The organism is Aestuariibaculum suncheonense (genome assembly GCF_014596935.1).
GTDB classification, from domain to species: domain Bacteria; phylum Bacteroidota; class Bacteroidia; order Flavobacteriales; family Flavobacteriaceae; genus Aestuariibaculum; species Aestuariibaculum suncheonense.
The window spans coordinates 384,073-410,453 of sequence record NZ_JACVXC010000001.1; the positions used below are offsets into that span (position 1 = coordinate 384,073).

At 35.3% G+C, this 26,381-nt stretch carries 22 protein-coding genes and 1 tRNA gene; 17 read left to right on the top strand and 6 right to left on the bottom strand.

The window, feature by feature from the left end:
• Position 1: 1 nt before the first annotated feature.
• From ICJ84_RS01725 to ICJ84_RS01745, 5 genes are all read left to right on the top strand, one after another.
• On the top strand, positions 2-757 hold the full coding sequence (locus ICJ84_RS01725; RefSeq protein WP_188214634.1) for a cyclase family protein: 756 nt from the start codon (positions 2-4) through the stop codon (positions 755-757).
• The gene (locus ICJ84_RS01730; protein ID WP_188214635.1) at positions 757-1,368 is read left to right on the top strand and encodes a DUF4230 domain-containing protein; all 612 of its coding nucleotides are present in this window, start codon (positions 757-759) and stop codon (positions 1,366-1,368) included. Before ICJ84_RS01725 ends, ICJ84_RS01730 begins: the two co-directional genes overlap by 1 nt.
• Positions 1,365-1,727, top strand: a complete 363-nt coding sequence (locus ICJ84_RS01735; RefSeq protein WP_188214636.1) for an MmcQ/YjbR family DNA-binding protein — start codon at positions 1,365-1,367, stop codon at positions 1,725-1,727. Before ICJ84_RS01730 ends, ICJ84_RS01735 begins: the two co-directional genes overlap by 4 nt.
• Positions 1,728-1,922: 195 nt before the next feature.
• The gene (locus tag ICJ84_RS01740) at positions 1,923-2,750 is read left to right on the top strand and encodes a hypothetical protein (protein WP_188214637.1); all 828 of its coding nucleotides are present in this window, start codon (positions 1,923-1,925) and stop codon (positions 2,748-2,750) included.
• A 111-nt stretch (positions 2,751-2,861) separates the two neighbouring features.
• The gene (locus ICJ84_RS01745) at positions 2,862-3,440 is read left to right on the top strand and encodes a PhnA domain-containing protein (RefSeq protein ID WP_188214638.1); all 579 of its coding nucleotides are present in this window, start codon (positions 2,862-2,864) and stop codon (positions 3,438-3,440) included.
• 11 nt (positions 3,441-3,451) lie between these two features.
• Here the strand turns inward: ICJ84_RS01745 and ICJ84_RS01750 are convergent, their stop codons facing one another.
• Positions 3,452-3,883 carry a YybH family protein gene (locus ICJ84_RS01750; RefSeq protein WP_188214639.1) on the bottom strand — a complete coding sequence of 144 codons (432 nt, stop codon included), beginning with the start codon at positions 3,881-3,883 and terminating at the stop codon, positions 3,452-3,454.
• A gap of 69 nt (positions 3,884-3,952) precedes the next feature.
• Positions 3,953-5,053: a DUF4407 domain-containing protein gene (locus ICJ84_RS01755; protein ID WP_188214640.1), complete on the bottom strand. Its 1,101-nt coding sequence runs from the start codon at positions 5,051-5,053 to the stop codon at positions 3,953-3,955.
• 166 nt (positions 5,054-5,219) lie between these two features.
• On the opposite strand from ICJ84_RS01755, the gene ICJ84_RS01760 reads away from it, so the two are divergent.
• Positions 5,220-6,422: an NAD(P)/FAD-dependent oxidoreductase gene (locus ICJ84_RS01760; RefSeq protein ID WP_188214641.1), complete on the top strand. Its 1,203-nt coding sequence runs from the start codon at positions 5,220-5,222 to the stop codon at positions 6,420-6,422.
• Positions 6,423-6,514: 92 nt separating this feature from the next.
• Here the strand turns inward: ICJ84_RS01760 and ICJ84_RS01765 are convergent, their stop codons facing one another.
• Positions 6,515-7,375, bottom strand: a complete 861-nt coding sequence (locus tag ICJ84_RS01765) for a DMT family transporter (RefSeq protein ID WP_188214642.1) — start codon at positions 7,373-7,375, stop codon at positions 6,515-6,517.
• Positions 7,376-7,481: 106 nt separating this feature from the next.
• Positions 7,482-8,870 (bottom strand): dipeptidase, encoded by a 1,389-nt coding sequence (locus ICJ84_RS01770; protein WP_188214643.1) that lies wholly within the window; start codon positions 8,868-8,870, stop codon positions 7,482-7,484.
• Between the two features lie 102 nt (positions 8,871-8,972).
• Between ICJ84_RS01770 and ICJ84_RS01775 the strand changes: the two genes are divergently transcribed.
• The 11 genes from ICJ84_RS01775 to ICJ84_RS01825 all read left to right on the top strand — a co-directional run bounded on the left by ICJ84_RS01775 (position 8,973) and on the right by ICJ84_RS01825 (position 22,000).
• Positions 8,973-9,054 (top strand) — tRNA-Leu (locus tag ICJ84_RS01775).
• Positions 9,055-9,390: 336 nt separating this feature from the next.
• Positions 9,391-10,665 carry an AAA family ATPase gene (locus tag ICJ84_RS01780; RefSeq protein ID WP_188214644.1) on the top strand — a complete coding sequence of 425 codons (1,275 nt, stop codon included), beginning with the start codon at positions 9,391-9,393 and terminating at the stop codon, positions 10,663-10,665.
• 8 nt (positions 10,666-10,673) lie between these two features.
• Complete coding sequence (locus ICJ84_RS01785) at positions 10,674-11,195, top strand: hypothetical protein (protein WP_188214645.1); 522 nt, start codon at positions 10,674-10,676, stop codon at positions 11,193-11,195.
• A 473-nt stretch (positions 11,196-11,668) separates the two neighbouring features.
• Positions 11,669-13,285: a beta-N-acetylhexosaminidase gene (locus ICJ84_RS01790; RefSeq protein WP_188214646.1), complete on the top strand. Its 1,617-nt coding sequence runs from the start codon at positions 11,669-11,671 to the stop codon at positions 13,283-13,285.
• Positions 13,286-13,751: 466 nt separating this feature from the next.
• On the top strand, positions 13,752-14,537 hold the full coding sequence (locus ICJ84_RS01795; protein ID WP_188214647.1) for a gluconate 5-dehydrogenase: 786 nt from the start codon (positions 13,752-13,754) through the stop codon (positions 14,535-14,537).
• A gap of 17 nt (positions 14,538-14,554) precedes the next feature.
• Positions 14,555-15,955, top strand: coding sequence for a glucuronate isomerase (gene uxaC / locus ICJ84_RS01800; protein ID WP_188214648.1), 1,401 nt, complete (start codon positions 14,555-14,557; stop codon positions 15,953-15,955).
• A gap of 131 nt (positions 15,956-16,086) precedes the next feature.
• Positions 16,087-17,064, top strand: coding sequence for a TRAP transporter substrate-binding protein (locus ICJ84_RS01805; RefSeq protein ID WP_188214649.1), 978 nt, complete (start codon positions 16,087-16,089; stop codon positions 17,062-17,064).
• Positions 17,065-17,127: 63 nt separating this feature from the next.
• Positions 17,128-17,586, top strand: coding sequence for a TRAP transporter small permease (locus ICJ84_RS01810; protein WP_188214650.1), 459 nt, complete (start codon positions 17,128-17,130; stop codon positions 17,584-17,586).
• 6 nt (positions 17,587-17,592) lie between these two features.
• Positions 17,593-18,894 carry a TRAP transporter large permease gene (locus ICJ84_RS01815; protein ID WP_188214651.1) on the top strand — a complete coding sequence of 434 codons (1,302 nt, stop codon included), beginning with the start codon at positions 17,593-17,595 and terminating at the stop codon, positions 18,892-18,894.
• 23 nt (positions 18,895-18,917) lie between these two features.
• A complete protein-coding gene (locus ICJ84_RS01820) occupies positions 18,918-20,363 on the top strand; it encodes a tagaturonate reductase (protein WP_188214652.1) in 1,446 nt (481 codons plus the stop codon).
• A gap of 29 nt (positions 20,364-20,392) precedes the next feature.
• On the top strand, positions 20,393-22,000 hold the full coding sequence (locus ICJ84_RS01825) for a UxaA family hydrolase (RefSeq protein ID WP_188214653.1): 1,608 nt from the start codon (positions 20,393-20,395) through the stop codon (positions 21,998-22,000).
• 77 nt (positions 22,001-22,077) lie between these two features.
• Here the strand turns inward: ICJ84_RS01825 and ICJ84_RS01830 are convergent, their stop codons facing one another.
• Both ICJ84_RS01830 and ICJ84_RS01835 read right to left on the bottom strand, forming a co-directional pair.
• A complete protein-coding gene (locus ICJ84_RS01830; protein WP_188214654.1) occupies positions 22,078-23,118 on the bottom strand; it encodes a LacI family DNA-binding transcriptional regulator in 1,041 nt (346 codons plus the stop codon).
• A gap of 336 nt (positions 23,119-23,454) precedes the next feature.
• The gene (locus ICJ84_RS01835; protein WP_188214655.1) at positions 23,455-26,331 is read right to left on the bottom strand and encodes a polysaccharide lyase family protein; all 2,877 of its coding nucleotides are present in this window, start codon (positions 26,329-26,331) and stop codon (positions 23,455-23,457) included.
• Between the last annotated feature and the right edge of the window lie 50 nt (positions 26,332-26,381).

Below are 26,381 nucleotides of genomic sequence, written 5' to 3' on the forward strand. Positions count from 1 at the left end.
CATGTTCGCAACCATTCAGTACAATTCAAAAAAATTACAAATCGATTTAACTCAACCGCTAGACATTTCCATAGCGATTCAGTCAGGGCAATCCAACGTGAATGCCTGGTATATAGGAGACCCTGAAATAGAACCTGTAGTTATTGAAGAAGAAGATTGGGTGGGAAGCGTGGTGAAAGGTTCGGCAGTAAATTTTAATAATATATCGTTTAATCCGCATGCACATGGCACGCATACTGAATGTGTTGGTCATATTACTGAAAAGGTGCATTCTATCAATAAAAATTTAAAACAGTTTTTCTTTTTAGCGGAGGTGATTACGGTAGCACCCGAAAAGTTAGATGATGATTTTGTGATTTCTAAAAAGCAAATTCAGTTCGCTTTGGGAAATAAAAAACGTGATGCCGTAGTGATACGTACCATGCCTAATACAAAAGATAAACTAACTAAGCGCTATTCAAAAACAAATCCAACCTATTTATTAGAAGAGGCAGCGGTATATCTTCGTGAGAAAGGCATTAAGCATTTGCTTATCGATTTACCAAGTGTCGATAAAGAACGTGATGAAGGCAAGTTGTTAGCACATAATGCGTTTTGGAACACCCAAGGTAAATTAAGGCTGGATGCAACTATTACCGAATTTATTTATGTGCCTAATAAGGTGAAAGATGGCCAGTATATATTAAATTTACAAATAGCATCATTTGAAAACGATGCGACACCAAGTAAACCGGTTTTATATAAAATTATAGAGTAATGGATATTCTGTTTGGCTTAATATTAGGCGGACTTATCACGTTGGCCGTAGTAACTTATTTAAAAATTAAGGCACAGAAAAAGCGTGTCAATTCGCAGTCGGTTATTTTACTGGATAAAATTAAAAAAGTCTATAAGTTTATTACCGTTGAAGGTGATTTTGCTGAGATCTATCATTATGAAGATGTGAAAGAGCGTTTTTTAAAACTCATTTCCAGCACCAAGAAAGCCTTGGTCATCGTGAATGCTAAGGCGCATGTGGGCTTCGATTTTTCAAAGGTTATTTTAGAAGCCGATACGAAAAGCAAAACTATTATTATTCATAAGTTTCCGCAGCCAGAAGTGTTAAGCATTGAAACCAACCTAAATTACTATGACAAAAAGGATGGTATGTTTAACAAATTTGCTGCTTCCGATTTAACAGGTCTTCATAACGATGCCAAGAAGCATATTATGGATAAAATTCCGGAAAGCGGATTGTTTAATGTCGCCCAACAGGAAGCTTTAGAAGCCATTTCGCTTATTGAAAATATCGTACAAACTATAGGTTGGAGTTTAGATTATAACGCGTTAAAGATTGAAACACCAACTGAAAAGAAAGCTTTAGAATGAATATCGAACAAATACGAGACTACTGCTTAAAAAAGAAAGGCACAACCGAAGATTTTCCATTTAATCCAGATACTTTAGTATTCAAAGTTTTGGGTAAAATGTTTGCGTTAGTAGCTTTAGATAAGTGGGAAATCGGAGAAAAGGCCATAAACTTAAAATGCGACCCGGATTACGCTTTAGAACTCCGTGCTGAATATGATAATATTGATGCAGGATATCACATGAGTAAAACCCACTGGAACACAGTTAAACTTCACGACAGCGAAATAACATCATCACTTTTAATGGCTTTAATCGATCATTCTTACGATATGGTTGTAAAAGGTATGCCGAAAAAATTAAGGGATCAATTAAATTAAATATTTGATTTTTAGTAAATTAATTTTCGTAAATTAGTGTTGTTATTTCACTACCCTCTCGGAAATAATAATAGCAAAAAAGACGAGTTTTTACTTCCCCAAATTTATAGTATCCCCAGGTTTTCTATTGCCCCTAATTAAAGATTTAGTATCAAACGTTATAAACTAATATACTAACCTTAATTAATTACAATTATGAAAACAACTAGTCAACTATTTGCAGCAATGCTAACTTTGCTATTATTATTCAACATGCCTTCGGCCTTAGCACAGGACGATTCTAATCGCCCAATGTATATTACGGTAACCAAAGCCCATTGGAATATGGATTATGAGGACTTTGATATGGATACATGGAAAGCTGTGGAAAAGGAATATCTGGAAAAAGTTATTAAGAAGAATGATTTACGCGTGGGACATTCTGTGTATTTACATCAAATGAGTCCTAGTAACAGTGAAATCCTTTTTGTTAATGTTTACAATACCTGGGAAGATATTGTTAAAGCCAATGAGAAAGACGATGAATTAGCCGAAGCAGCCTGGCCTGATGAAACTGCCAGAAATGCCTTTTTCGACAAACAACGCGCGTATTATTCGCCGATACACTCTGATGAAATTTATTACACTATGCCGTTAGTAAAGCATGTTCCCGAAAATAACACCAAAGATTTAATTCTTTATGTAAGAACCAATCATTGGGCATTCCCAAAAGATTATGATGGTGATGAAATAAAAAAGTTAATGACCGATAACTTTGATGTATTTATTAAGGATAATCCCCTAGTTAAAGGGTATTACCCGCACCGTCATGCCTGGGGAAATGATTCTTCAGAAATGATAGAAGCTTACTTCTTGGATTCTTTAGCAGATTTAGATAAAATGTTTGATGGTTTCTCAGAAATAGCTAAGAAAAAATGGCCAAACGAAGCAGATCGCGAGGCGCGCGGTAAAAAAATGGGTAAATATTTCACACCAGAACATGGTGATGCCGTATATAAGTTAGTAGCAGAGTTATCAAAATAGGTAGCTTAATTAGTGGGGAAAAGGTGTCTGTTTTTAGATGCCTTTTTCTTTTTTATTCAGCTTGTAGAAACTTGAATTTAGGCGTATTATTGCAAAACAAAAATATAAATAATGAGTATACTACAAACACTAAAAGACAGAAGCAATAACACTTGCGAATTATGTAAGTCGGAAAAGGATTTAAAACAATATACTTTACCGCCCTCGTTAAATGAAAGTGTAGATAATAGTTTGCTGGTTTGTGGTACTTGTTTAAGTCAGATTGAAGGTGAAGTGGAAATGGATGCTAATCACTGGCGTTGTTTAAATGATAGCATGTGGAGTGAGTTCGTTGCAGTGCAAATCATGTCCTGGCGTATGTTACAACGTTTAAGAGGCGAAGGATGGCCTAAGGATTTACTAGATATGATGTATTTAGATGATGAAGCTTTAGCATTAGCACGTGCAACAGGGGAAGATAAAGACGATAGTGAAAAGGTGGTACATCGTGATGTTAACGGCGTTATTTTAGAAAACGGCGATTCGGTTGTCTTAGTAAAAGACTTGAAAGTAAAAGGATCAAGCATGGTTGCAAAACAAGGAACGACTGTGAGAAACATTCGTTTAGATCGCGACAATGCTGAATATATTGAAGGTAAGGTTGACGGACAGCAAATCGTAATCATTACGAAGTACGTTAAGAAAACCTAATGTATCAAATTTTAAGCTGAGGTATCGGCGATAATTTTCCATTCGCCGTTTATCTTCTTAAATACCAACATAAAAATTCCTGTGGCATTACCAACGTCGCGTTTTAAGTGAAATTCACCCAATACAAAATAAGCGCCATCGGTAATTTTAGAAATATCATTAATTTTAAAGCTTAGTTTGCCCGTGTGTTCTTTACTAGGGTAAGCTTTTTTGTAGCGTTGTAAAGTGTTCTCCCAGCCATAAGTTACACCATTACTTCCGTAGAATTTTAGTGAGTCGCTTTTCCAGTAACCTTCCATGTATTTCTCGATATTGTTTTTAGACCAGGCTAAGCGCTGTTCCTTTAAAACGGCCTGAATAGCCTCCTTGTCTTTTTCTTCATTGTTTTGAGAAAACACTGAAAAAGTGCATATTAGACATAGGAAAAGAATAAGTTTTTTCATAATTTAATAGTTGTGCTTCTTTGGGAGATGTTGTAAAAATAAGCAAACTCACTTAAAATAAGCAGTTAACTATAATATATTCTTTTGATGGTTGAAGAAGGCATCGGCTTGCAATTGCAATAGCTCCCTTGCTTTTTTGCGCTTGTAGTTATAAAGCTCGTTTTCGGTTTCAATGTCTTTGTACACACGATCGTTAATGGCAAATTCGGCTTTTAATAAAGCTTCTCTTTGATTTTTATTTTGAAGGACATTGGTTTTAATGGCGGTCTCTTCATTTTCCAGTTTAAAATCGTAAGCACTTTTAGGAGAAAGTAACTTGGCAAAAATTGGCGAGGTCTCAATAGCTAAAAAGAGCAGGAAAATAAACAACGATGGTAACCATGGCAGTTGACCTAGAGCGTCTACACGAGCCATTAATCCGTCGAAATTATTAATAATCGGTTGCGATGTTGCGACCTGAATGTCGTAATTGTTTTTTAAAGTGGCTATTTCAGCTTGAATGGTTTTAATTTTTTCGGCATTATCGATTTTAAGTTGTTGTAATTCGGCTAAAGCAGCATCATGCTTATCGCGTTTTTCTTTGTAGACAGGACCTTTACCTAGTCGTTTTGTCCCAGCTGTACCTTCGGCTTCAGAAATGTAGGTGTCGTAAAGAGCGTTTACTTCAGTTTCTTTGACGGTAATGTCATTTTGTAAATCGGTAACAGATTGCTCTAATTTCTGAATTTGCGGGGTATATTGTTCGGCAATTTGATTTTTATTAGTGAGTGTAAATTCATTCTTCTGCTCTAATAGCACGCGATCAATTTCCTTTTCAAAAATCTTTAGTTCTAAAGGTTTCGAAATCACTACAGCAATGATAACGGCCAGAAGAATTCTTGGAGATGCCTGAATGACTTCATCTGCAAAATTCCCCGTCTTTTTAATGGTCGAAACAATATAACGATCAAGATTAAAAATGAGTAAACCCCAAATGAGTCCGAAAAACACAGCGGTAAAATAGTTGTCGAATACGGTATTAAGGGCGTAGCTCGCCGCAATAAAAGCCATAAGTGCCGTAAAGAATACAGTGGCACCAATTCCTGCATATTTGTTTTGCTCACCTTTTGAGCAGGAATTTAAAATATCGGTGTCGGCACCCGAGCAGATAATAAAAAATTGCTTTAACATAATGATTGATGATTTTGATTGATAGACTATAAAACGTTGAAATTTTAAAAATGTTACAAGTTTAAGTGTTTAATTGTTGGTTTTTTAATGGCTTGTATGTAACATAAGTTGCTGTACGCATGGTTTTAAGGTTGTAATTTTAATGTAGATTAAAAACCTAGAAATTATGACAACTTCAGTAGTTATTGGGGGGAACTTTGCAGGGATGACTGCAGCCCTTGAGATAAAACGTAAAGGAAAAGATCAGCATAAAGTTATTATGATAGATAAATCTCCTTTGTTTTTATTCATTCCATCTTTAATTTGGGTGCCTTTCGGAAGACGAGACATCAAAGATATTTCTTTTAGAAAAGATGAAATCCTTAAAAAGAAAGGTGTCGATTTATTAGTTGCTGAAGCTTTAAAAGTAGATACTAAAAAGCAGGAAGTACATACCAATAAGGGTATCGTTAAGTACGACCATTTAGTCATCGCTACAGGGCCAAAAGTAAAATACGATGTGGCTCCGGGTGTTGAAGAATATGCGCATTACGTGGGAACGCCCAATGGAGCGATGAAAATCAGAACGGCCTTAGAAGAATTTAAACGAAACCCTGGTCCAATCGTGATTGGAGCAACGCAAAATGCCGGATGTATGGGAGCTGCTTACGAGTTCTTATTCAATATCGAAAAATGGCTTCGTGAGCAAAATATTCGTAAAAAAGTCGATTTATACTGGATTACCCCTGAAACTTTTTTAGGTCATTTTGGAATTGATGGTATTACCGGTGGTGAAACCATGTTAAAATCATTTATGAAAATGTTTAATATTCACTTTAGAACAGAAGTGGGTGTTCATGAAGTCACTAGCGATAAAGTGGTGTTAACTAGCGGTGAGGAACTACCAAGTCGTTTTACGATGCTTATGCCACCGTTTATCGGGGTAGATTTTGTGCGAAATTCACCAGATTTAAAAGCAACGGCTGCCGGATATATTCCTGTAACCGATGATTACAGACATACGGAAATTCCAAATGTCTGGGCTGCAGGTATTGCTGTAGATGTGAAGTTGCCTTTTAAACCCGGTAAAGTGCCATTTTCAGGTCCTAAAACAGGCTATCCAAGCGATGAAACTGGTAAAATTGTAGCCGAAAACATTATTAGAGTTACCGAGGGTAAAACAGAACTTAAGAAAAAAGCATGGGGTAAAATTCCAGGAATTTGTATTATGGATGCCGGCAAAAAAGAGGTGATTATTTTAAGTAATTCACTATTTAAACCACGAAAATTTGCCATTATGATTCCTAATGTGTTATATGATTTTAATAAAGTTTTATTTGAAAAATACTTTTTATGGAAAACAAAAAGAGGGCTATCATATCTTCCATAAGACACTGTGATTAATTGATTTGTTTGAAGGAACGTCATTTCGAAATAATGGTTTGTTAATTATTCGAAGTGGCGTTTTTGTTTTATTCAGTATTACCTGTTTCTGGAACGAACACTTTCTATAATTACAGTGGCCAGAATAAGTGATCCACCGATAAACGTATTGAGATTTGGAATTTCATTTAGGAAAAAGAAAGCCAGAATAATTCCGAAAATAGGCTGAACACTATTTATAATACTCGCGGTGCTTACCGTAAAGTGTTTCAGACTGTTTACAAGCATGGTGTGACCGATAGCAGTTGTAATTAATCCAAGGAATATAATGTACGGAAATTGCTCTTTTAGTCCGTTGCTATCTAAAAAGAATAAAGCAGGCGACAAAACTAATGCAACAACTAATGATTGATAAAACATAACGCTGGAACCATTATACTTCGCGGTTAATTTTTTAGATAAAATGTTACGTAGGGCATAAAATACGGCCGATAATAATCCGAATAGTACACCTTTTAACTGAGAACTTTCTAAGTTGAATTCAGGAGCCAATATGTATAGCCCGAACAATACTAAAATACCTAGTAGAATGTAAAATGGATCGAATTTGGTTTTGATCAACAAAGGCTCTAAAAAGGCTGTGAGTATGGGGAATGTGAATAGTGATAGCATGCCCAGTGCGACATTAGATAGTTTTAAAGCCAGAAAATAAGTAATCCAGTGCCCTCCCATGAGTAATGCACTAATAGTAACGGTAGCAATATCGGATTTAGAGTTTAATTTAAGGTTGAATTTTTTATAGTTACAAAATGCAAATAAAGCAACACCCGCTATAATACAGCGCCACCAAATGATTATCGGAATAGGTAAATCGATATACTTACCTAAAGCTCCCGATGTACTAATAAAGAAGGTGGCTAAAGTAAGTTGAATAAGGTGGTTAGAGTGTTGGTTTTTCATGTGGTAGTGATTACTGTGTTAGCGATTGAAGCTAACTACCGTGTAGTGAGTAAAGCGCGACCCTGTGGCGTTTTATTAAAAACACCGCAGGGAAACACCCTAAATATTATTTAGATAATTCTGTGAAATATTTATAGAATAATGGAATGGTTTCAATGCCTTTAAGGTAATTAAACACACCGAAATGCTCGTTAGGCGAGTGGATGGCATCGCTATCTAAGCCGAAGCCCATTAGTATGATTTTACTGTCTAATTCTTTTTCGAAAAGAGCTACAATTGGAATACTTCCTCCACCACGTTGCGGAATTGGAGCTTTTCCAAAGGTATCTGTATATGCTTTTGCAGCTGCCTGGTAACCAATATTGTCAGTTGGGGTCACATAACCCTGACCTCCGTGATGTGGTTTTACTTTTACCTTTACAGATTTAGGAGCAATATTTTCGAAATGTTTTTTGAACAATTCTGTGATTTCTTCCCATTCTTGTCCTGGTACTAAACGCATAGATATTTTAGCGTAAGCTTTACTGGCAATTACCGTTTTGGCACCTTCTCCGGTATATCCACCCCAAATACCATTAACGTCTAAGGTTGGACGGATGGAGTTACGCTCGTTAGTGGTGTAACCTGCTTCACCATAAACATCGTCAATATCTAATGCTTGTTTGTAGTCGTCTAAGCTAAAAGGCGCTTTTGCCATCTCGGCACGTTCTTCCTGAGAAAGTTCTTCAACCTTATCATAAAATCCAGGAATGGTAATATGATTGTTTTCGTCGTGAAGCGAAGCAATCATTTTGGTTAATACATTAATTGGGTTAGCAACAGCACCACCATATAACCCTGAATGTAAATCGCGGTTAGGACCGGTTACTTCCACTTCTACGTAGCTTAATCCGCGTAAACCTGTAGTTATAGATGGCGTATCTTTAGCAATCATTCCAGTGTCTGAAATAAGAATCACGTCGTTGCTTAGTTTTTCACGGTTTTCTTTTACGAATGTTGATAAGTTAACACTTCCAACTTCTTCTTCGCCTTCAATCATGAATTTCACATTACACGGTAATTGGTCGGTAGAGGTCATAAACTCTAAAGCCTTTACGTGCATGTACATTTGTCCTTTATCGTCACAGGCACCACGAGCAAAAATAGCACCTTCAGGGTGTAGTTCAGTGGTTTTAATAACTGGCTCAAAAGGCGCAGAGTCCCATAATTCTAGAGGATCAGCTGGTTGTACATCGTAATGTCCGTAAACTAAAACGGTAGGTAGATTTTTATCTATTATTTTTTCACCATATACAATAGGATATCCTGCCGTTGGGCAAATTTCAACAGTATCGCAACCTGCTTTTTCAAGGCTATCTTTTACAGCTTCAGCAGTTTTCAAAACCTCATTTTTATAGGCTGAATCGGCACTAATGGATGGGATTTTTAATAGTTCTATAAGTTCAGATAAAAATCTGTCTTTATTTTTTTCTATGTAAGACGTGGTGTTTTTCATTGAGTTATGCAAATTTTGATACAAAAGTATAAAAAAAAGAATGTTTTTTTTTGAGATAGGTGTTTGCAATTTCAAAATCTTGTTTATATTTGCAACCTCTTTGCGGGCGTGGTGGAATTGGTAGACACGCTAGACTTAGGATCTAGTGCAGCAATGTGTGGGAGTTCGAGTCTCCCCGCCCGCACAACCCACAGTATTAAAGGGATAGCCGACTTTTAAGTCGGTTTTTTTTTGCTTAAAATTCACTAAAATTTATCTGTTTAGGCGCATAAAACGGTATAACTCAACTTTAAGATTTGTGCTAAAATACTGGTAATCAAAAGTTTAAAATTCTTATTTTTTCAAAAAAGTTCAATTTTTAATAAATACGCTAGATTTTTGTGTTGCGTAACTAGATTTTTTGTCTAGTGACTCACTTTTTATGAAAATTAAGCGGTAGTTTAAGAATTATCTTATATTTGGTTCAGTGAATCAGTTTTCTATTGATTTATTTTTTAAACTACATTCTGTAAGACTGCAAATGGAAAAAATATTTTTAAAGAATTATAAAGGGTTCAAACACCAAATAATTAGTTTGGATGATATTAATTTTCTTGTTGGAGAAAATAGCACAGGAAAGACTTCATTTCTTAAGATAGTAAATTTATTGTCCAGTCCTGAATTTTGGTATGATTATGAGTTCAATAATAATGAAGTTGAATTAGGGTATTTTGAAGAAATAATTGATAAAAGGTCAGAGGAAAAGTTTTTTAGATTAGGAATAGAAAAGGAAGAAGATTTCCTTGATGATAATGAAAAGGCTAATTTTAGAATACTTTTTGAGTTTCAAGAATTGAAATCGGTTCCAGTACTAAAATTAGTTAAGTTGAATATTGATAAATTTGATGTACTAGTAAAATTTACTAGAAAACAAATTAGTTATCGAATCAAACCTCAAAATAATATTCAATATGAAGATTGGGTTAATGATTTTGATTTTCCTAAGGCTTATAAAGTTTTAGTTTTCTCTACCTTAAATATGCCGGTTTATTTGTTGCGTCATTTTCTTGGAAATGAACTTTCTGAATCAAGTGATGGAGTTGTGAAAAGAAGAGGTATTAGTAATTCAATGCTTTATAAAAATTACAAATGGTTAGCGCCTATAAGAGCTAAAGCTAAACGAACTTACGAATCATATAAAATAAAGTTTTCACCAGAAGGTGATCATATTCCTTCTATACTTCGACAAATTTTAGCTAGTAAATCTACTAAAGAAAAGAATAGAATTATTAACGCCTTGGAACAATTTGGTAAGGGGAGTAATCTATTTGATAAAATAGAGATTAGAGAATTGGGTAAAAAAAATAGCTCGCCCTTTGAGATTATTGTTAAATATAAAGATTTAGAAATTAAGCTTCCAAATGTAGGTTATGGAGTTTCTCAATCTTTACCATTGATTATAGAAATTTTATCTTCAAAAGGTACTTGCTTTTCAATTCAGCAACCAGAAGTTCATCTTCACCCTAAAGCTCAGTCTGCGTTTGGTAGTTTTTTATTTAACGCAGTAAAAAATGATCGAAATAAATTTATTATTGAAACCCACAGTGATTTTACAATAAATCGTTTAAGGTATAAACTACATTCTAGTAAGTCTAATGTTGATTTTAAATCGAAAGTTCTCTTTTTTGAAAGAAAAATGGATGGTAATTGTATTACTGTTATTGAAATCAATAATGATGGAAGTTATGCTAGTGACGTTCCTGCTAGCTACAGAGACTTTTTTATAGATGAGGAACTTAAGTTGTTAGAAATTTAATTTAATTCATGGCAGTAATAGTAGATGTTAATTGCATCCCTAATGTTTTTTCTAGAAAATCATTAAATCATCAAGAATTTAAACCTGTAAAAGACTGGATAATCAAAGGAAAAGGATTAATGGTTTATGGTGGAAGTAAATATATGGGTGAGTTAAAAAAGTTACATGCTTATTTACCGATAATAAGAATGTTAAAAGATGTAGGTAAGGTTTACGTAGGAGATTCAGCTAGCATTGATGCTTTACAGGAAAAAATTGAAGCTTTGCGAGAGGATAATGATTTTGACGACCCTCATTTACCAGCAATCGTAATCGCAACAAAATGTAGGGTTATTTGTAGTGAAGATACAAGGTCTATAAAACACGTTCAGGATGGTAAGTATTATCCAAGAGGGGTGCGTACGCCAGTTTATTATACTTCTTCAGGGAATAGTAATTTGCTTTCAGATAACTATGTAGATAAATCATTAAAGCCACTTTTAAAATTGAATAAATCAAAAAGTGAAATTGTAGAAAAATTATTAAAGTAAAATGCTACTTTTAGCTGTTTTTCATGAAAAACTACGTTTTTTTAATGTGATTTTGTTATTTTTACAATACTTAAATGTCTGAAAATCAGTATTTTAAATAAGTATTGAAACGGTATGAAATACGGTATAAATAGGTGTTTTTAGACAATTTTTTTATTTATAACTAATTGATAATCAATAATTTAAGATTTTAAAAATGAGTAGACTAAACTTAGGATCTAGTGCCGCGAGGTGTGGGAGTTCGAGTCTCCCCGCCCGCACAACAAAGGGTAAGCTTCTCAAATTCTTGAGGAGCTTTTTTATTTTTATATCCTTTTGTTTTTGATTTAATAAGTTTTTAAATTCAATTTTTAGTCTTTATTTTTTTAGAATTTATTAATCCTAAGTTTTCTTGTAGAAATTTATAAACATTTGTATATTTTAGTTAAGTTTGTGCTCGAACACATTATTAAAACATTTAAAACTGATAATCAATGCGTTATTTATTTTGTTTACTTTTTATTCCATTTTTCAGTTGTTCTGTAGCAAATAAAACCTTTACAGCTTCTGAAATAAAATTATTGCCTAAGCCTGAAGAGATCACTTTAGGAGAGGCTTCATTTTTAGTTAAAAATGGCAAACACATTTCTTTTGAAAATGAAGATCAAAAACAAACAGCTAGCTATTTAGTTAAACTATTAGAAGCAAAAACAGGAAATCAATTAAGCTTAGTTGAAAGTGGACGAGCGGATATTCAATTTAAAACCGATGAAACTCTAGAAGATGAGGCTTATACATTATTAGTCACTCCGGATAATATTACTATTAAATCGAATAGTCGAGCGGGTGCATTTTACGCGGTTCAGACTTTAAATCAATTGTTATCAGAAGATAATAATGTTAATCAAAATCAATCAAAATGGTTGGTTCCTTCTATAGAAATTAATGATGCACCTCGTTTTAAATGGCGCGCCTATATGTTAGATGAAGCCCGTTACTTTCATGGAGAAGATTTTGTGAAACAGATGCTAGATCAAATGGCAGCTTTAAAAATGAATGTATTTCACTGGCATTTAGTAGATGATGCTGGCTGGCGCATTGAAATAAAAAAATATCCTTTGTTAACCGAGGTGGGAGCATTTAGAACCGATAGCGAAATAGGAACATGGAAAAGCGGTAAAACCTCGGGCGAACCTCATGGGGGGTTTTACACGCAGGAGCAAATAAAGGATATTGTAGCTTATGCGGCAGAAAGAAATATCAAAATCGTTCCAGAATTTGAAATGCCTGGACATAGTAGTGCAGCTATTGCAGCTTATACATGGCTAGGAACTGCGGATATAGATATTGATGTTCCAGTTAAATTTGGGCGTCATTATGATAATTACGATGTTACTAAGCCTGAGACCATTCAGTTTGTTAAAGATGTTTTGTTAGAATTATTTGATCTATTTCCATCAGATGTGATTCATATTGGAGGTGATGAAGTACCTTATGAGGTTTGGGAAAAGTCTCCTAGAGTTCAAAAATATATGGCTGAACATGGTATAAAAACACCAGCTGATTTGCAAATCGATTTTGTAAATAAAATATCATTATTCATGCAGGATCATGGAAGAAGAATGATGGGTTGGAATGAAATTATGGGTAAAAAGCTTCACTTTGATTTCGAAGAAAAAAAGGATGATGAGGAAGCAGAAACCGAATTGGCAAAAAATGTTATTGTACATTTCTGGAAAGGAGATATAAATCTTTTAACCGAGGCAGCAAGTAAAGGGTATGGAATTGTTAATTCTTGGCATAAATTTACCTATTTAGATTACAAGTACAAAGGAACCCCCCTAGAGAAGGCTTATCGTTTCAATCCGATTCCTGACGGGTTGGATGAAAAGTATCATAAAAATGTTTACGGATTAGGTTGTCAAATGTGGAGCGAGTGGACACCAACCAACAAAGATGTGGAATTTCAAACCTTTCCTAGAATTGCGGCATATGCCGAGGTTGGCTGGACAACCCTAGAGAATAAGGACTTTGAAAGTTTTAAGTTAGCATTAGCTGAAATTAAAAAAGGTTGGGATTTACTTGGAATTAATAGTTATAAAATCGAGTAAAAGTCAAACTTATAAAAGAAAGTAAAAGGCTTTTAATATCTTTGAAAGGTTGTCTAATCAAAATCAAAATAATTGGTTTTATCGACAACCTTTTTTTATTGAGATTAAGTGAGAATCGGTATGGTATCTAGTAGGTGTTTAGATCTGTGTTAATTATGCTGATGTGTTGAGTTTTGTGTATTGAACTTTGGTATTTTTAGAGCCCAATTTACAATTTATATGATGAGATTAACAAATCACTTAATTATTTATATATTTACAAGCTAATCTTTGAAAATAATGCTTTTTTTTAGTGATAATGTTAATTTGGCTGTTGAGAAAGCTCCAAATTAATTATTTTTGCGTAATCGATTACTTTAGAGTATTTCGCTTAAACGTTTAACTATACTTAAAGGCTTTGTTTTTTAGAGTATTAAAATTTACTTTTATAAGTATTTTACTAATAAAAACAAATTAAAAAAAGACAATGAATTTATTCAGCTTAAAAGGAAAAAGAGCACTTATTACAGGAGGGACTCACGGTTTAGGAATGGCTATGGCAGAAGGACTTGCAGGTGCGGGTGCAGAACTTGTTATCACTGGTACCACACCTTCAAAAATGGAAGAAGCTCTTAAGTATTACAGAGAGCAAGGGTTTACTGCTACAGGATATTTATTTGATGTTACCAATGAAGAAGATGCTAAAAAGCATATGGATATTATTGCTAACGAACTTGGAGATATTCATATTTTAGTTAACAATGCCGGAATCATTAAAAGAGAATTGGCGATTACCATGCCGGTTGACGATTTCAGACGTGTTATTGATGTCGATTTAGTTGGTCCCTTCATTATGTCTCAGTTGGTTGCTAAACAAATGATTGCACGTAAAGAAGGAAAGATTATAAACATCTGTTCAATGATGAGTGAGCTTGGTCGAAATAGTGTTTCGGCTTACGCTGCTGCGAAAGGCGGATTAAAAATGTTAACCCAGAACTTGGCAACCGAGTGGGCTAAGCACAATATACAAGTTAATGGTATTGGGCCGGGGTATTTTGCAACCAGTCAAACAGCGCCTATCCGTGTGGATGGTCATCCATTTAACGAATTTATTATAAACAGAACACCTGCTGCGCGTTGGGGAGATCCTGAAGATTTAGCAGGAGCAGCCATCTTCTTAGCATCTAAAGCCAGTGATTTTGTAAACGGACAAGTGGTTTATGTCGATGGTGGTATTTTGGCGACTATTGGTAAACCAGCAAATGAAGATTAATATTTTACAAGTATAAAATGAGTACAAATTTTATTCACGACAATTTTCTTTTAGAGAATAAATACGCTGAGGAATTATATCATACCTATTCAAAAAATCAGCCTATTATAGATTACCATAATCACTTGCCTCCACAACAAATTGCTGAAGATAAAACATTTGGTAATATTACAAATGTTTGGATTAACGGTGATCACTATAAGTGGAGAGCGATGCGTACTTTAGGAGTAAACGAGAAGTTTATTACCGGTGATGGTTCCGATAAAGATAAGTTTTTTAACTGGGCTAAAACTGTACCATATACTATGCGTAATCCGTTGTACCACTGGACACATTTAGAGTTGACAAGATACTTCGGAATAACAGATTTATTAAGTGAGAAAACAGCTGAAAACATCTGGGAACAAACTCAGGAGCAGTTAACCTCTGGAGCCTATAGCTGCCGACAGTTATTGAACAAAGTAAATGCTGAAGTGGTTTGTACTACCGAAGATCCTACAGATACTTTAGAGCATCACCAAGCTTTAGCAAAGTCTGATTACAACGTGAAGGTTAGTACCTCATTCCGTCCTGATAAAGCGATTTTAATCAATGCTAACGGTTATAATGAATACGTAAATGCTTTAGGAGCATCTGCTGAAGTTGAAATCAATTCGTATGAAGATTTACTTGGAGCTTTAAGAAAGCGCATCGAGTATTTCAATGCCAATGGTTGTACCTTATGTGACCACGGATTAGATCAAATTTATTTTGAGAATTATACCGAAAGTGAAGTTAAAGCCATTTTCGCTAAAAAGCGTGAAGGCAAACATGTGTCTAACGAAGAAGCGTTAAAATTCCAAAGTGCTGTGTTAGTGTACTTATGTGAAACCTATCACGAATTCGGATGGGTGCAACAATTTCACTTAGGGGCCTTGAGAAATAACAACGCGCGTATGCACCGCATTTTAGGTCCGGATACGGGTTGGGATTCTATTGGCGATTATCCACAGGCACAAAAATTATCTGCATTTTTAAATGCATTAGATAGTAAAGATAAATTAACTAAAACGATTATATATAACTTAAACCCTGCAGATAACGAAGTTATGGCAACCATGATTGGTAACTTCAACGACGGTAGCGTAAAAGGTAAAGTACAGTTTGGATCCGGATGGTGGTTTTTAGACCAGAAAGACGGGATGACCAAACAGTTAAATGCGTTGTCTAACATGGGATTAATTAGTTGTTTTGTTGGAATGCTAACAGACTCCAGAAGTTTCTTGTCATTCCCAAGACACGAATATTTCAGACGTATTTTATGTAATCTTTTAGGTGATGAAATACAACGTGGTGAATTACCAAACGATATGGAATGGATTGGTAAAATGGTTGCGGATATTAGTTATTTCAACGCTAAAGAATATTTTAAGTTTTAATTTAAAACTTAAGCAGCAAATCTGTTAACCCTGTTTTAGGGTTAATAGATTTGTTTTTAAAATGAAGTTAGAAGGCTGCGGTCGTTCTAAGAAGAGCATGTTACCACTAAACTCAATATATAAAAAATAAGATGATAAGAAACCTAAAGATTGTTTCGCTATTGCTAGTTGTTTTGCTGGCAGGCTGCGGCGAAATAAGTCACACAAGAACCATAAAAATTGCGCATGGTCTGGACACCAAACATTCGGTGCATCAAGCGATGGTTGAAATGGGTAAAGATTTAGAAAAACGTTCGGGCGGAAAAATGAAACTCGAAATTTACCCAAGTCAGCAATTAGGTACAGAGCGCGAAAACTTAGAGCTTTTACAAATAGGAAGTTTAGATATGACCAAAGTATCGGTTGGTGTCATGGAAAATTTTGCACCTAAGATGAAGGTTTTTGGTATACCTTTCTTGTTTAGAGACCGAGAACACGCGTTTCATGTTCTAGATAGTGACATCGGAAAAGAAATTCTTGATGATGGAGAAAAGTACTGGTTAAAAGGATTGGCGTATTACGATGCTGGAAGCCGTAGTTTTTATACTAAAGATAGACCAGTGAACACTCCAGAAGATTTAAAAGGTTTGAAACTTCGTGTTATGGAAAGTGTAACGGCTATCGAAATGGTTAAAGCCTTAGGCGGTTCGCCAACACCAATTTCATGGGGAGAGTTATACACATCGTTACAGCAAGGTGTTGTTGATGGCGCAGAAAACAATCCGCCGAGTTTCTATTTATCACGTCATTATGAGGTTTGTAAATATTATACTTTAGACGAGCACACTGTTTTACCTGATGTTTTAGTCATTGGAACCAGTACCTGGAATAAGCTATCTAAACAAGAACAGGAATGGTTGCAGGCATCGGTTGATAAATCCGTAGCTTATCAAAGAAAGTTATGGGCAGATGCCGAAGAGGAAGCTTTAAATGAAGTTCAAAAAGCAGGTGTTGAAGTCATTAGACCAGATAAAACTTTATTCCAGGAGAAGGTGAAAACTGTTTACGACGGTTATAAAAGTGATGCCGTTGTGAGTAAACTTATTGAAGACATCCAACAACTAAAATAATTAAGAGGAGTTTTGTTCGGCGTAAGTGGGGCAATCTTCTTTAATACCATTAAATTACATTACATGAAATTTCGAGAAAAAATAGATAAAATACTTGGGCAGCTCCTTGTGATTATTATGGCGGTCATGGTCGTTAACGTACTATGGCAGGTCTTTACAAGGTTTATCATGGGAACGCCAAGTTCCTTTACCGACGAGTTAGCGAGATATTTAATGATTTGGATAGGTGTTTTAGGTGCAGCTTATGTATCTGGACGTAACATGCACGTCGCAATTGATGTATTGCCCTCGAGAGCTAGTGGGCCTACACAAAGGAAAATTTTAAAGTTAGTGTACGTTATCATCATCATCTTTTCATTTTTAGCATTAGTAGTCGGTGGATTTAGGTTGGTATATATCAGTTATCTATTAGGACAAACATCAGCAGCACTTCAAATTCCAATGGCACTGGTGTATTTGGTTATTCCTATTAGTGGCATTTTAATCATCTATTACAAAACCTCAGATTTTTTAAAAAAATAAATTATTATGGAGTATATACCAATCCTTGTATTAGTTATTAGTTTCTTATTTTTATTAGGAATAGGCACCCCGGTTGCATGGAGTATTGCCATTTCGGCGGTATTAACCATGTTAGTTAGTATTTCACCTTTAGCAGCATTTACAACGGTTGCCCAACGTATGGGAACAGGACTCGATAGTTTCGCTTTACTCGCCATACCTTTTTTCGTCCTCTCCGGGCAGCTTATGAATAAGGGAGGTATCGCACACAGACTCATTGCCTTTGCGAAAACATTAGTAGGATCGCTTCCTGGAGGTTTAGCCTTAATCAATGTGATCGGAGCGATGTTAATGGGTGCGATTGCAGGATCGGCAATGGCATCGGCTTCAGCGATGGGAAGTATCTTAGGACCAGAAATGGAAAAAGAAGGCTATTCAAAAGAGTTTGGAGCGGCTGTAAATATTACATCTTCAACCATCGGTTTAGTTATTCCGCCTAGTAACGTACTTATCGTATATTCATTAGCCAGTGGAGGGGTATCTATTGCTGCTTTATTCTTGGCAGGTTACATTCCGGGTATTTTAACCGGATTGTTATTGATGTTAGTGGCGATGTTCTGGGCAAAGAAGAAAAAATACAAATTAGGAGAGCGCAGTAAACTTAAAGATGTTATTAAAACCTTTATCGATGCGGTACCAAGTTTATTCTTGTTAGTAGTAGTAATCGGGGGTATTGTTTCAGGAATCTTTACTGCAACCGAAGCTTCAGCCATAGCCGTATTATATACCTTAGTTTTAGGGTTTGTGTATAAAGAGATCACGTTTAAATCTTTACCTCAAATCTTGTTAGATTCTTCGGCAACAACAGCGATTGTAATGTTGTTAATTGGTGCATCGATGAGTATGTCTTGGGTGATGTCCTACGAAAACATTCCACAAAGCATCAGTGAAGTATTATTAGGTATTAGTGAAAACAAAATTGTTATCTTATTAATTATTAACCTGCTGTTATTGTTCGTTGGTATTTTTATGGATATGACGCCAGCTGTGTTAATTTTTACCCCAATATTTTTACCGGTTGTTACTGAGTTGGGAATGAACCCAATTCATTTCGGTATCATCATGGTATTAAATCTATGTATCGGCCTGTGTACACCGCCGGTAGGATCGGTATTATTCGTTGGTGTTGGCGTTGCCAAAACATCAATAGAAAAAGTTATAAAACCATTAGTGCCATTATTCTTGGCTATGGTGGTAGCGCTGTTCTTAGTAACGTATTTTGCTGAGCTAAGTTTATGGTTGCCTAGAGTATTCGGATTAATAGAGTAAAAAGTGTTTAATTATAAGTTATAATGAAAAAATTAAATAGAGCAAATGTTGGATTAGAAGCGAAACGTCCAATTAAAATTGTACAATTTGGTGAAGGAAACTTTTTAAGAGCTTTCATTGGTTACGCCATCCAAGAGTTAAATAAAGAAGCAGATTTTAATGCCGGAATTGCCGTAGTACAACCTATTGATAGAGGTTTAGTAAACATGCTAAACGATCAGGATGGTTTATATACACTTTTTATGAAAGGTATTAAAAAAGGTGAAGAAATTCAGGAAGTTGAATTAATCGATAATATCGTAAAAGGCGTGGATCCTTATGCGAATTTTGCAGAGTATTTAAGCTTAGCAAAAGAGGAAACCTTAGAGTTCATCATATCTAATACCACAGAAGCTGGGATTGCCTATGTTGAAAGTGACACTGCAAATATGCAGCCACCAAGCTCTTTCCCTGCGAAGTTAACAGTGCTTTTATACGAAAGATTTAAACACTTTAATGGTGATGCTGGTAAAGGATTAACTATCATCCCTTGTGAGTTAATTAATCATAATTCAGAAACCTTAAAAGAAATTATATTAAAGTATGTAATCGATTGGAATTTAGGAGATGACTTTAAAAACTGGATTTTAGAGCACAATGCCTTCCATAGTACATTAGTAGATAGAATTGTGCCAGGATATCCAAAAGATGAAATCGAGGCGTATAACGCACAGTTAGATTATTCAGATAATTTAATTGTTGCCGCAGAGGTGTTCTTATTATGGGTTATTGAAGGAGGCGAAGACTTAAAAGCGAAATTACCGTTTCATAAAACAAAATTGGATGTTAAGATTGTTGATGATATGCAACCTTACCGCACCCGTAAAGTGCGTATCTTAAATGGGGCGCATACCGCAATGGTACCGTTCTCTTACCTTTACGGAAACAGAACAGTAAAACAATCTGTAGACAACGACTTTACAGGCGAGTTCATTAATAAAGCGGTATTCAACGAAATTATCGACACCTTAGAAATGGACCGCGATGAGTTAAATAGTTTCGCAGAAGAGATCTTCGATCGTTTCAGAAACCCATTCATTATCCACAACTTATCTAGCATTGCTTTAAATTCAATTTCTAAATTTACAGTACGTGTATTACCAAGTTTACTAGGCTATGCTGAGGTTCATGGTAAAGTGCCAACAAACTTAACCTTTGCATTTGCAGCTTTAATCCGTTTCTATAAAGGTACTTGGAATGGAGAGGAATTACCAGTTCAGGATAGCGCCGAAATCGTAGCTAAATTTGCTGAGATATGGAAGTCCAACGATTACTCAGAAATTGCTCAACAAGCGTTATCTGTGGTAGAGTATTGGGGAACTGATTTAACACAAGTTGAGAATTTAACAGATGCAGTTGCTTTGGCTCTTGAAGAGATTGAAGTAAATGGTATTGAAGTGGGTTACGCGAATTACAGCGCTAAACTTTAAGTATTACATACAACTTAAAACAAATTAACATGCAAAAGAAAATCATAAAAGTAAATGCTCCGGATAACGTTGCTGTGGCGTTGGTGGATTTAAAGGCAGGAGAAGTTATTTCTTTTGAAGGTGAGGATATTAAAGTGCTTTCAGACACTAAATCAAAGCATAAAATCGCCTTACAAAAATTTGAAGATGGTGATCGTATTATCATGTACAGTGTTTTAGTTGGCTCGGCAAACGGAACCATTGAAAAGGGAGATGTATTAACGACCGAAAACGTAAAACACCAAAGTGAAAAGGTTTCTGGAAGAACTGAAACCGTACAGTGGACTGCACCAAACGTAGATAAATGGAAAGATAAAACCTTTATGGGATACCACAGACCAGACGGTCAGGTTGGTACCGAAAACGTATGGTTGTTTTTCCCGTTAGTATTTTGTGAAAACCGTAATATCGAAATTTTAAAAGATATTTTCGAGCGAGAGTTATTAAAACAAAAGGTGAATCCGCACCAAATGTTATTACGTTCCTTGGTTAGTGGGCAAAATGAAACCGAAGTTGTAGAACAAACAGCTGATTTTTTTGATAATATCGATGTGAAATTTATCACGCACCCGGGAGGTTGTGGTGGTATTCGTCAGGATTCAGAAAGTTTAGCGAAGTTATTAGCAGGGTATGTTAATAATCCTAACGTTGCTGGTTGTACGGTACTGAGTTTAGGGTGTCAGAATCTTCAAATTAGTGTATTTAAAGAAGCGTTGCATAATATTAATCCGGACTTAAATAAGCCTGTTTTAATTTACGAACAGCAACAAATGGGTACGGTAGATGAGATGTTAACAGCCATTGTTAAAGATTCTTTTGAGGCTATCAAAGAAGCGAACAAAGCAGAACGTAAACCGGCTCCATTATCAAAACTAAGAGTTGGTTTAGAGTGCGGTGGTTCAGATGGATTTTCAGGTATTTCTGCAAACCCGACTTTAGGAGCGGTTTCAGATTTATTAGTAGCTCTTAACGGAACTGCTATTTTGGCCGAATTCCCTGAATTATGTGGAGTAGAGCAGGAGTTAGTTAACCGTTGTGTTGATGACGCCGATGGAGAAAAGTTCCTAGACTTAATGAAAGCTTACGAGAAATCGGTAGTTGATGCTGGTTCTGGTTTCGATATGAATCCGTCTCCAGGTAACATTAAAGACGGTTTAATTACAGACGCCATGAAATCAGCCGGTGCAGCTAAAAAAGGAGGTACATCGCCTGTAAAAGATGTTTTAGATTACGGTGAATATATTACAAAACCTGGCTTAAACTTACTATGTACGCCTGGTAATGATGTTGAGAGTACAACTGGTCTAGTGGGCTCAGGAGCAAACGTCGTGTTATTCACAACAGGATTAGGAACTCCGACAGGTAACCCGATTGCGCCTATCATTAAAGTATCGTCTAATACCGAGTTAATGGCAAAAATGCCGGATATTATTGATATTGAAACCGGTGCGGTAATCCGTGGAGAGAAAACCATTGAAGAAATGGCCGAAGACATGCTGGAATTCATTATTGAAGTTGCAAGTGGAAGAATTCAAACCAAAGCCAAGTTATTAAATCAAAACGATTTTATTCCATGGCGTAGGGGGGTGTCGTTATAATCAGTATATCCTATGAATATATAAAAAAAAAAGCCAAGATGTTAATTCTTGGCTTTTTTATTATTTTAAAATTGGCGTTAGACTTTATCGGTAATAGGTGTTCTAAGAGATGACTTTCTAATGATAAGTTCTGGTGTTAAAACGACTTGTTTTTCAGATTTTACGCGTTTGTCATTATTAACTTCCTCCAGAAATACCTGAGCAGCTAATTTCCCCATTTCAATAGGCGATTGGTCAACCGAAGTAATTGATAATTCCATAAAGCGCGTGAAAGGCTCGTTACTAAATCCTACCACACTTATATCTTCAGGGATTCTCAATCCAGACTCTTTTATTTCCTGAATGGCTCCTAAAGCCGTAAAATCACTCGAAGAGAAAACAGCATCCGGACGATGTTTCATCTCTAATAACTTTTTCATGGTTTTTCTACCTTCTAAAACCTTACTATGGGTTTCGATAACCAAACTCTCATCAAATTCCAGTCCGCTATCTAAAATGGCTTGTTTATAGCCTAAATAACGATTTTTAAAGATAAGAATAGAGCGGTCGTTAGATAAATGTGCAATACGTTTATAGCCCTGATCGATTAAATGTTTGGTTGCGTCGTAGGCACCTTTAAAGTCATCGATAGTAACAGAACTTATTCCTTTAATGTCTTTTTTTCTATCGAAAAATATTAACGGAACATTTTTCTTGATAAGTGCGTTAAAACTGTCATCATTTCCGTTTTGGGCATTCGAAATAGACATTAAAACACCATCAACCTGTGCATTTAATAAAGAATTAATGTTCTCGGTTTCTAAAGTTTTTTGATCGTGTGTTTGACAAATGATTACGTGGTACCCATGCGGATATAATTCTTCTTCAATACCTCGAATAACCGAAGCGAAAAAGTTACTGTCTATACGCGGAACAATAACCCCGACATTATAGCTTTTTCCACTTTTAAGAGCTTGAGCAAGTTTGTTTTGCTCGTAGTTCATTTCTTTTGCTGTTTCGCTAACTAATTTGCGAGTTGCTTCGCTTATTTTAGAATTTCCATTTAAAGCTCTTGATACCGTAGCGGCGGTGATATTGAGCCTTTTTGCAATATCGTAAATGGTTGTCTTTTTCTTCATGCACTTATTTTGGTTGAGTTGGTAAAAATACACTAAATAATAGTGTGTGTGGTGATTTTGATTTGCAGAAGTACCGGTGTATGGTTTAATGAATATAATATTTAAGAATATTCTTGTAATTTGACCAGAAAATGTTAAAAATATGTTCTTTTTATGAGTTATGTTTAAGAGTCGTCATGTTGTTTAGTTAATTAGCTGATTATACTGCAATATATACATTTTTTTTAATTTTTATGTAATCGATTGCAGATTTTATTTAATTTAAATGTTTTTTATTGTAGAAAATTATCAGCGATATTAAATTTAATATCGCCGATAATTATTAAATATCATATTTTATTGCTTTTTAACAATTTTTAAAGTTGTTGGAGTTTCCGAAAGGATTTTTATAAAGTAGACGCCCATAGGTTTGTTTGAAATATCTAATTCTAAACTGTTTTGGTTGTTTTGATAAATTTGTCTAGAGATCAAACCTCCATTTATAGTATATAATTCAATTATTATGTCATCTGTTGACTTAGGAAGCTTGATGTTAACTTTCCCATTTGTTGGATTTGGATATAGTTTTATACCATTTTTAGAGTCAAACTCTTCTGTAGAAAGTAGTGAATTCTGAACCGTTATATTATTTCCTTCAAAACTTATGTAATCATACATAATATGGCTGTTCGACTGGTTAGATGGCATTAAAAATGTTAATGTGTTTTCGCCTTGTACCAAACTACTATATGGAATATCAAAGGTTTGTATACCGTATTTACTTCTGTTGGATTGTCTTATCCATGCATTACCTCCGGAAGGTACAGTCGGATAACTAAGATAAATATTATTACCATTTAGGTATAACCAAAACTGCGCATGGTCTACACTGGCAAATGCGACTGTAAGTTTGGCGTTACCTGTAGTTGGAATGGTTCCGGTAACACTAAAGTTAATATTCCAGTTCCAGGTATCTCGACTACCGTCCGATTTTATGTATTTGGTATGTACATACGGTAAAACTGTAGCCCAATTGTTATCTTCTATGTTATATTCAATGGGATTAGGAAAAGTGGTTTCAAATTTATTTTCAACAAAACCTTCGCAATAGTCGAAATCTCCAAACTTATATTCTGCAGCTGTTCTGTTGGGAATACCAATTTCCCATAATAGTTTTCCATTGTTTCGTGGAATATTCCAATTAATATTACCCAGATTTGTTGTACCACCGGCGTTAACAGTTACGTTTTCCATGCGGTATTCGTTTACTGCCCCATTTTTAAAAGCGAATAGTGTATAGGTGCCAGGACGCACATGTTTAATATCGAAATTTCCAGAAGCATCAGTTTTTACCCAATACTGATAGTTTTTATCTTCAAATTGCCAATGACCATCTGAGGCAGCTGTTAATTGGGTAACGCCTATCCATGCATTACTGCCATCTAAATCTGGTTTTTCAGAGTCGGTAATTGAAAAGTTTCCGGTAATATTTCCGCGGCCATTTGCTAAAGGGTACTCAGGAGTGTTGGTAAGCCAGGAAAAAGGCCATTCGCCTTTGTCCTGTGCAGCTCTGGATTTGGCATCTTCCCAATTGGCAGCAGCAGTAGATTCTTGTGAAGTATAAATAAGATAAGGACCATAAATTTTAGACCATTCTTCACCTTGTGGAATTGAAAAACCACGACAGTTATAGTGTACGGTATTCATATCGATATGAATAATTCCCGCGGCAGCATTTAAGTCATGGTTTGTAGGGCCTGCATTAAAAAACTCATGACTTCCAAATACAGCCCATGAACCTATACTATTTTTGTCACTAGCATGTCCGTAGGCTGGGATGTCTATTAAATTTTCACAATATTCGTATTTACCATCGTATTTACCTGCTCTAATGCCAGTATTTAATTTAACAATTTCAGGAATAGCTGTAGCTGAAGCTTGACTAAAGTCGTAAACTGATGGCATTTCCCAACTTTTTTGTTCAGTAACGTATATTTTTTCTGCAAGATAATCAGTACCATCATTACCAATCCAAACAACTTGTCGCCATGAGCCTAAATCGAAAGCGGGATATTCTGCTTTATGGGTTAAAATGGAATAGGTATAAATTCCTGTGTCATCCTTTTTTAGTACATAATGAATATCGGCATCACAAGGTGCTAAAAAATTTCCATCGGAGTAGGTTCGTTTAAAGGAAACATCGATATAATCTTCTGTTTCTTCTTTAATTGAAAATACCGTTCCTGAAATTTTATCAAAACCATAAGATCCTGTAAAATCGTAGTAAGTTCCAATTCTGCTGTTGTTTGAGGCATTATAAGTTGCTAAGGTTTCTACACCATTGACTTTTAAAGACTGAATATTACTGGTTGATTTTTCAATTTTGGCTTCTAAAACACCATTTTTTAGGATGATGTAAGAAGCAAATTCTTCAATCATTCTATTTGGGTCCTGAGCAATGGAAACCGTTGTTCTCGAACCATCAAAGTTTACTACTAAATTTTCACCATTGAGCGCTGATATTTTTCCGTTTAAAATATAATTTTCTAGGGTTATTTTATGGTCGCCAGTTACGATTAAAGCGCCTATGCTGGAAATCACAATATTACCATTAGAGCCAATGTTGACAGCTGTTGTTACATCTACAACTCCCCCTGAAATATTTAAGGTGCCTGAAGGGTTTGTGCCTCCTGGGCTAGTTCCTATTTCCAGATAGTTGCCAACATATAGCGTTCCTCCGGAAACATTAATGGTTCCATTGCCGCCAGTGTTATATCCAATAATTGTTTGGTATCTACTATATAATGAACCTCCTGTAATATTAACAATTCCTTCATCTGCTTTACCTATATAAATAACATTTCTAATACTAAGTAAAGCAGGGGTGTTTAATGTAATGGTTCCATTGAGCATATCGCTATTCCATGGGTATAGCGTGCCGTTAAAGGTTGCATTAGCTCCAGAAATAGTGTTTAAATAGTCTGGTCTTGCTCCAATACTATTACTTCCACCAATTTGAACTGGGTTATTAGGATTGCCAGCTCCAATTACAAGGGTTTGAGATCCTGCATTAGCAAAGTCTATGGTGTTATCGCTCCAGTTATTAACATCATAAAAATCGGAACTAATATCACCTTGCCAATTGTTCTGTGCGTTTAAAAAGTTTAGGGAAGTAGAGGCCATTATAAGCCCGAAAAAGGTTGTAAAACCTTTTTTGAGTAAAGTTTTTCTCATAATTAGTTTAGTGGTTTTTTGTTTAGTTGTTAAAATTTAATTAGTGTAAT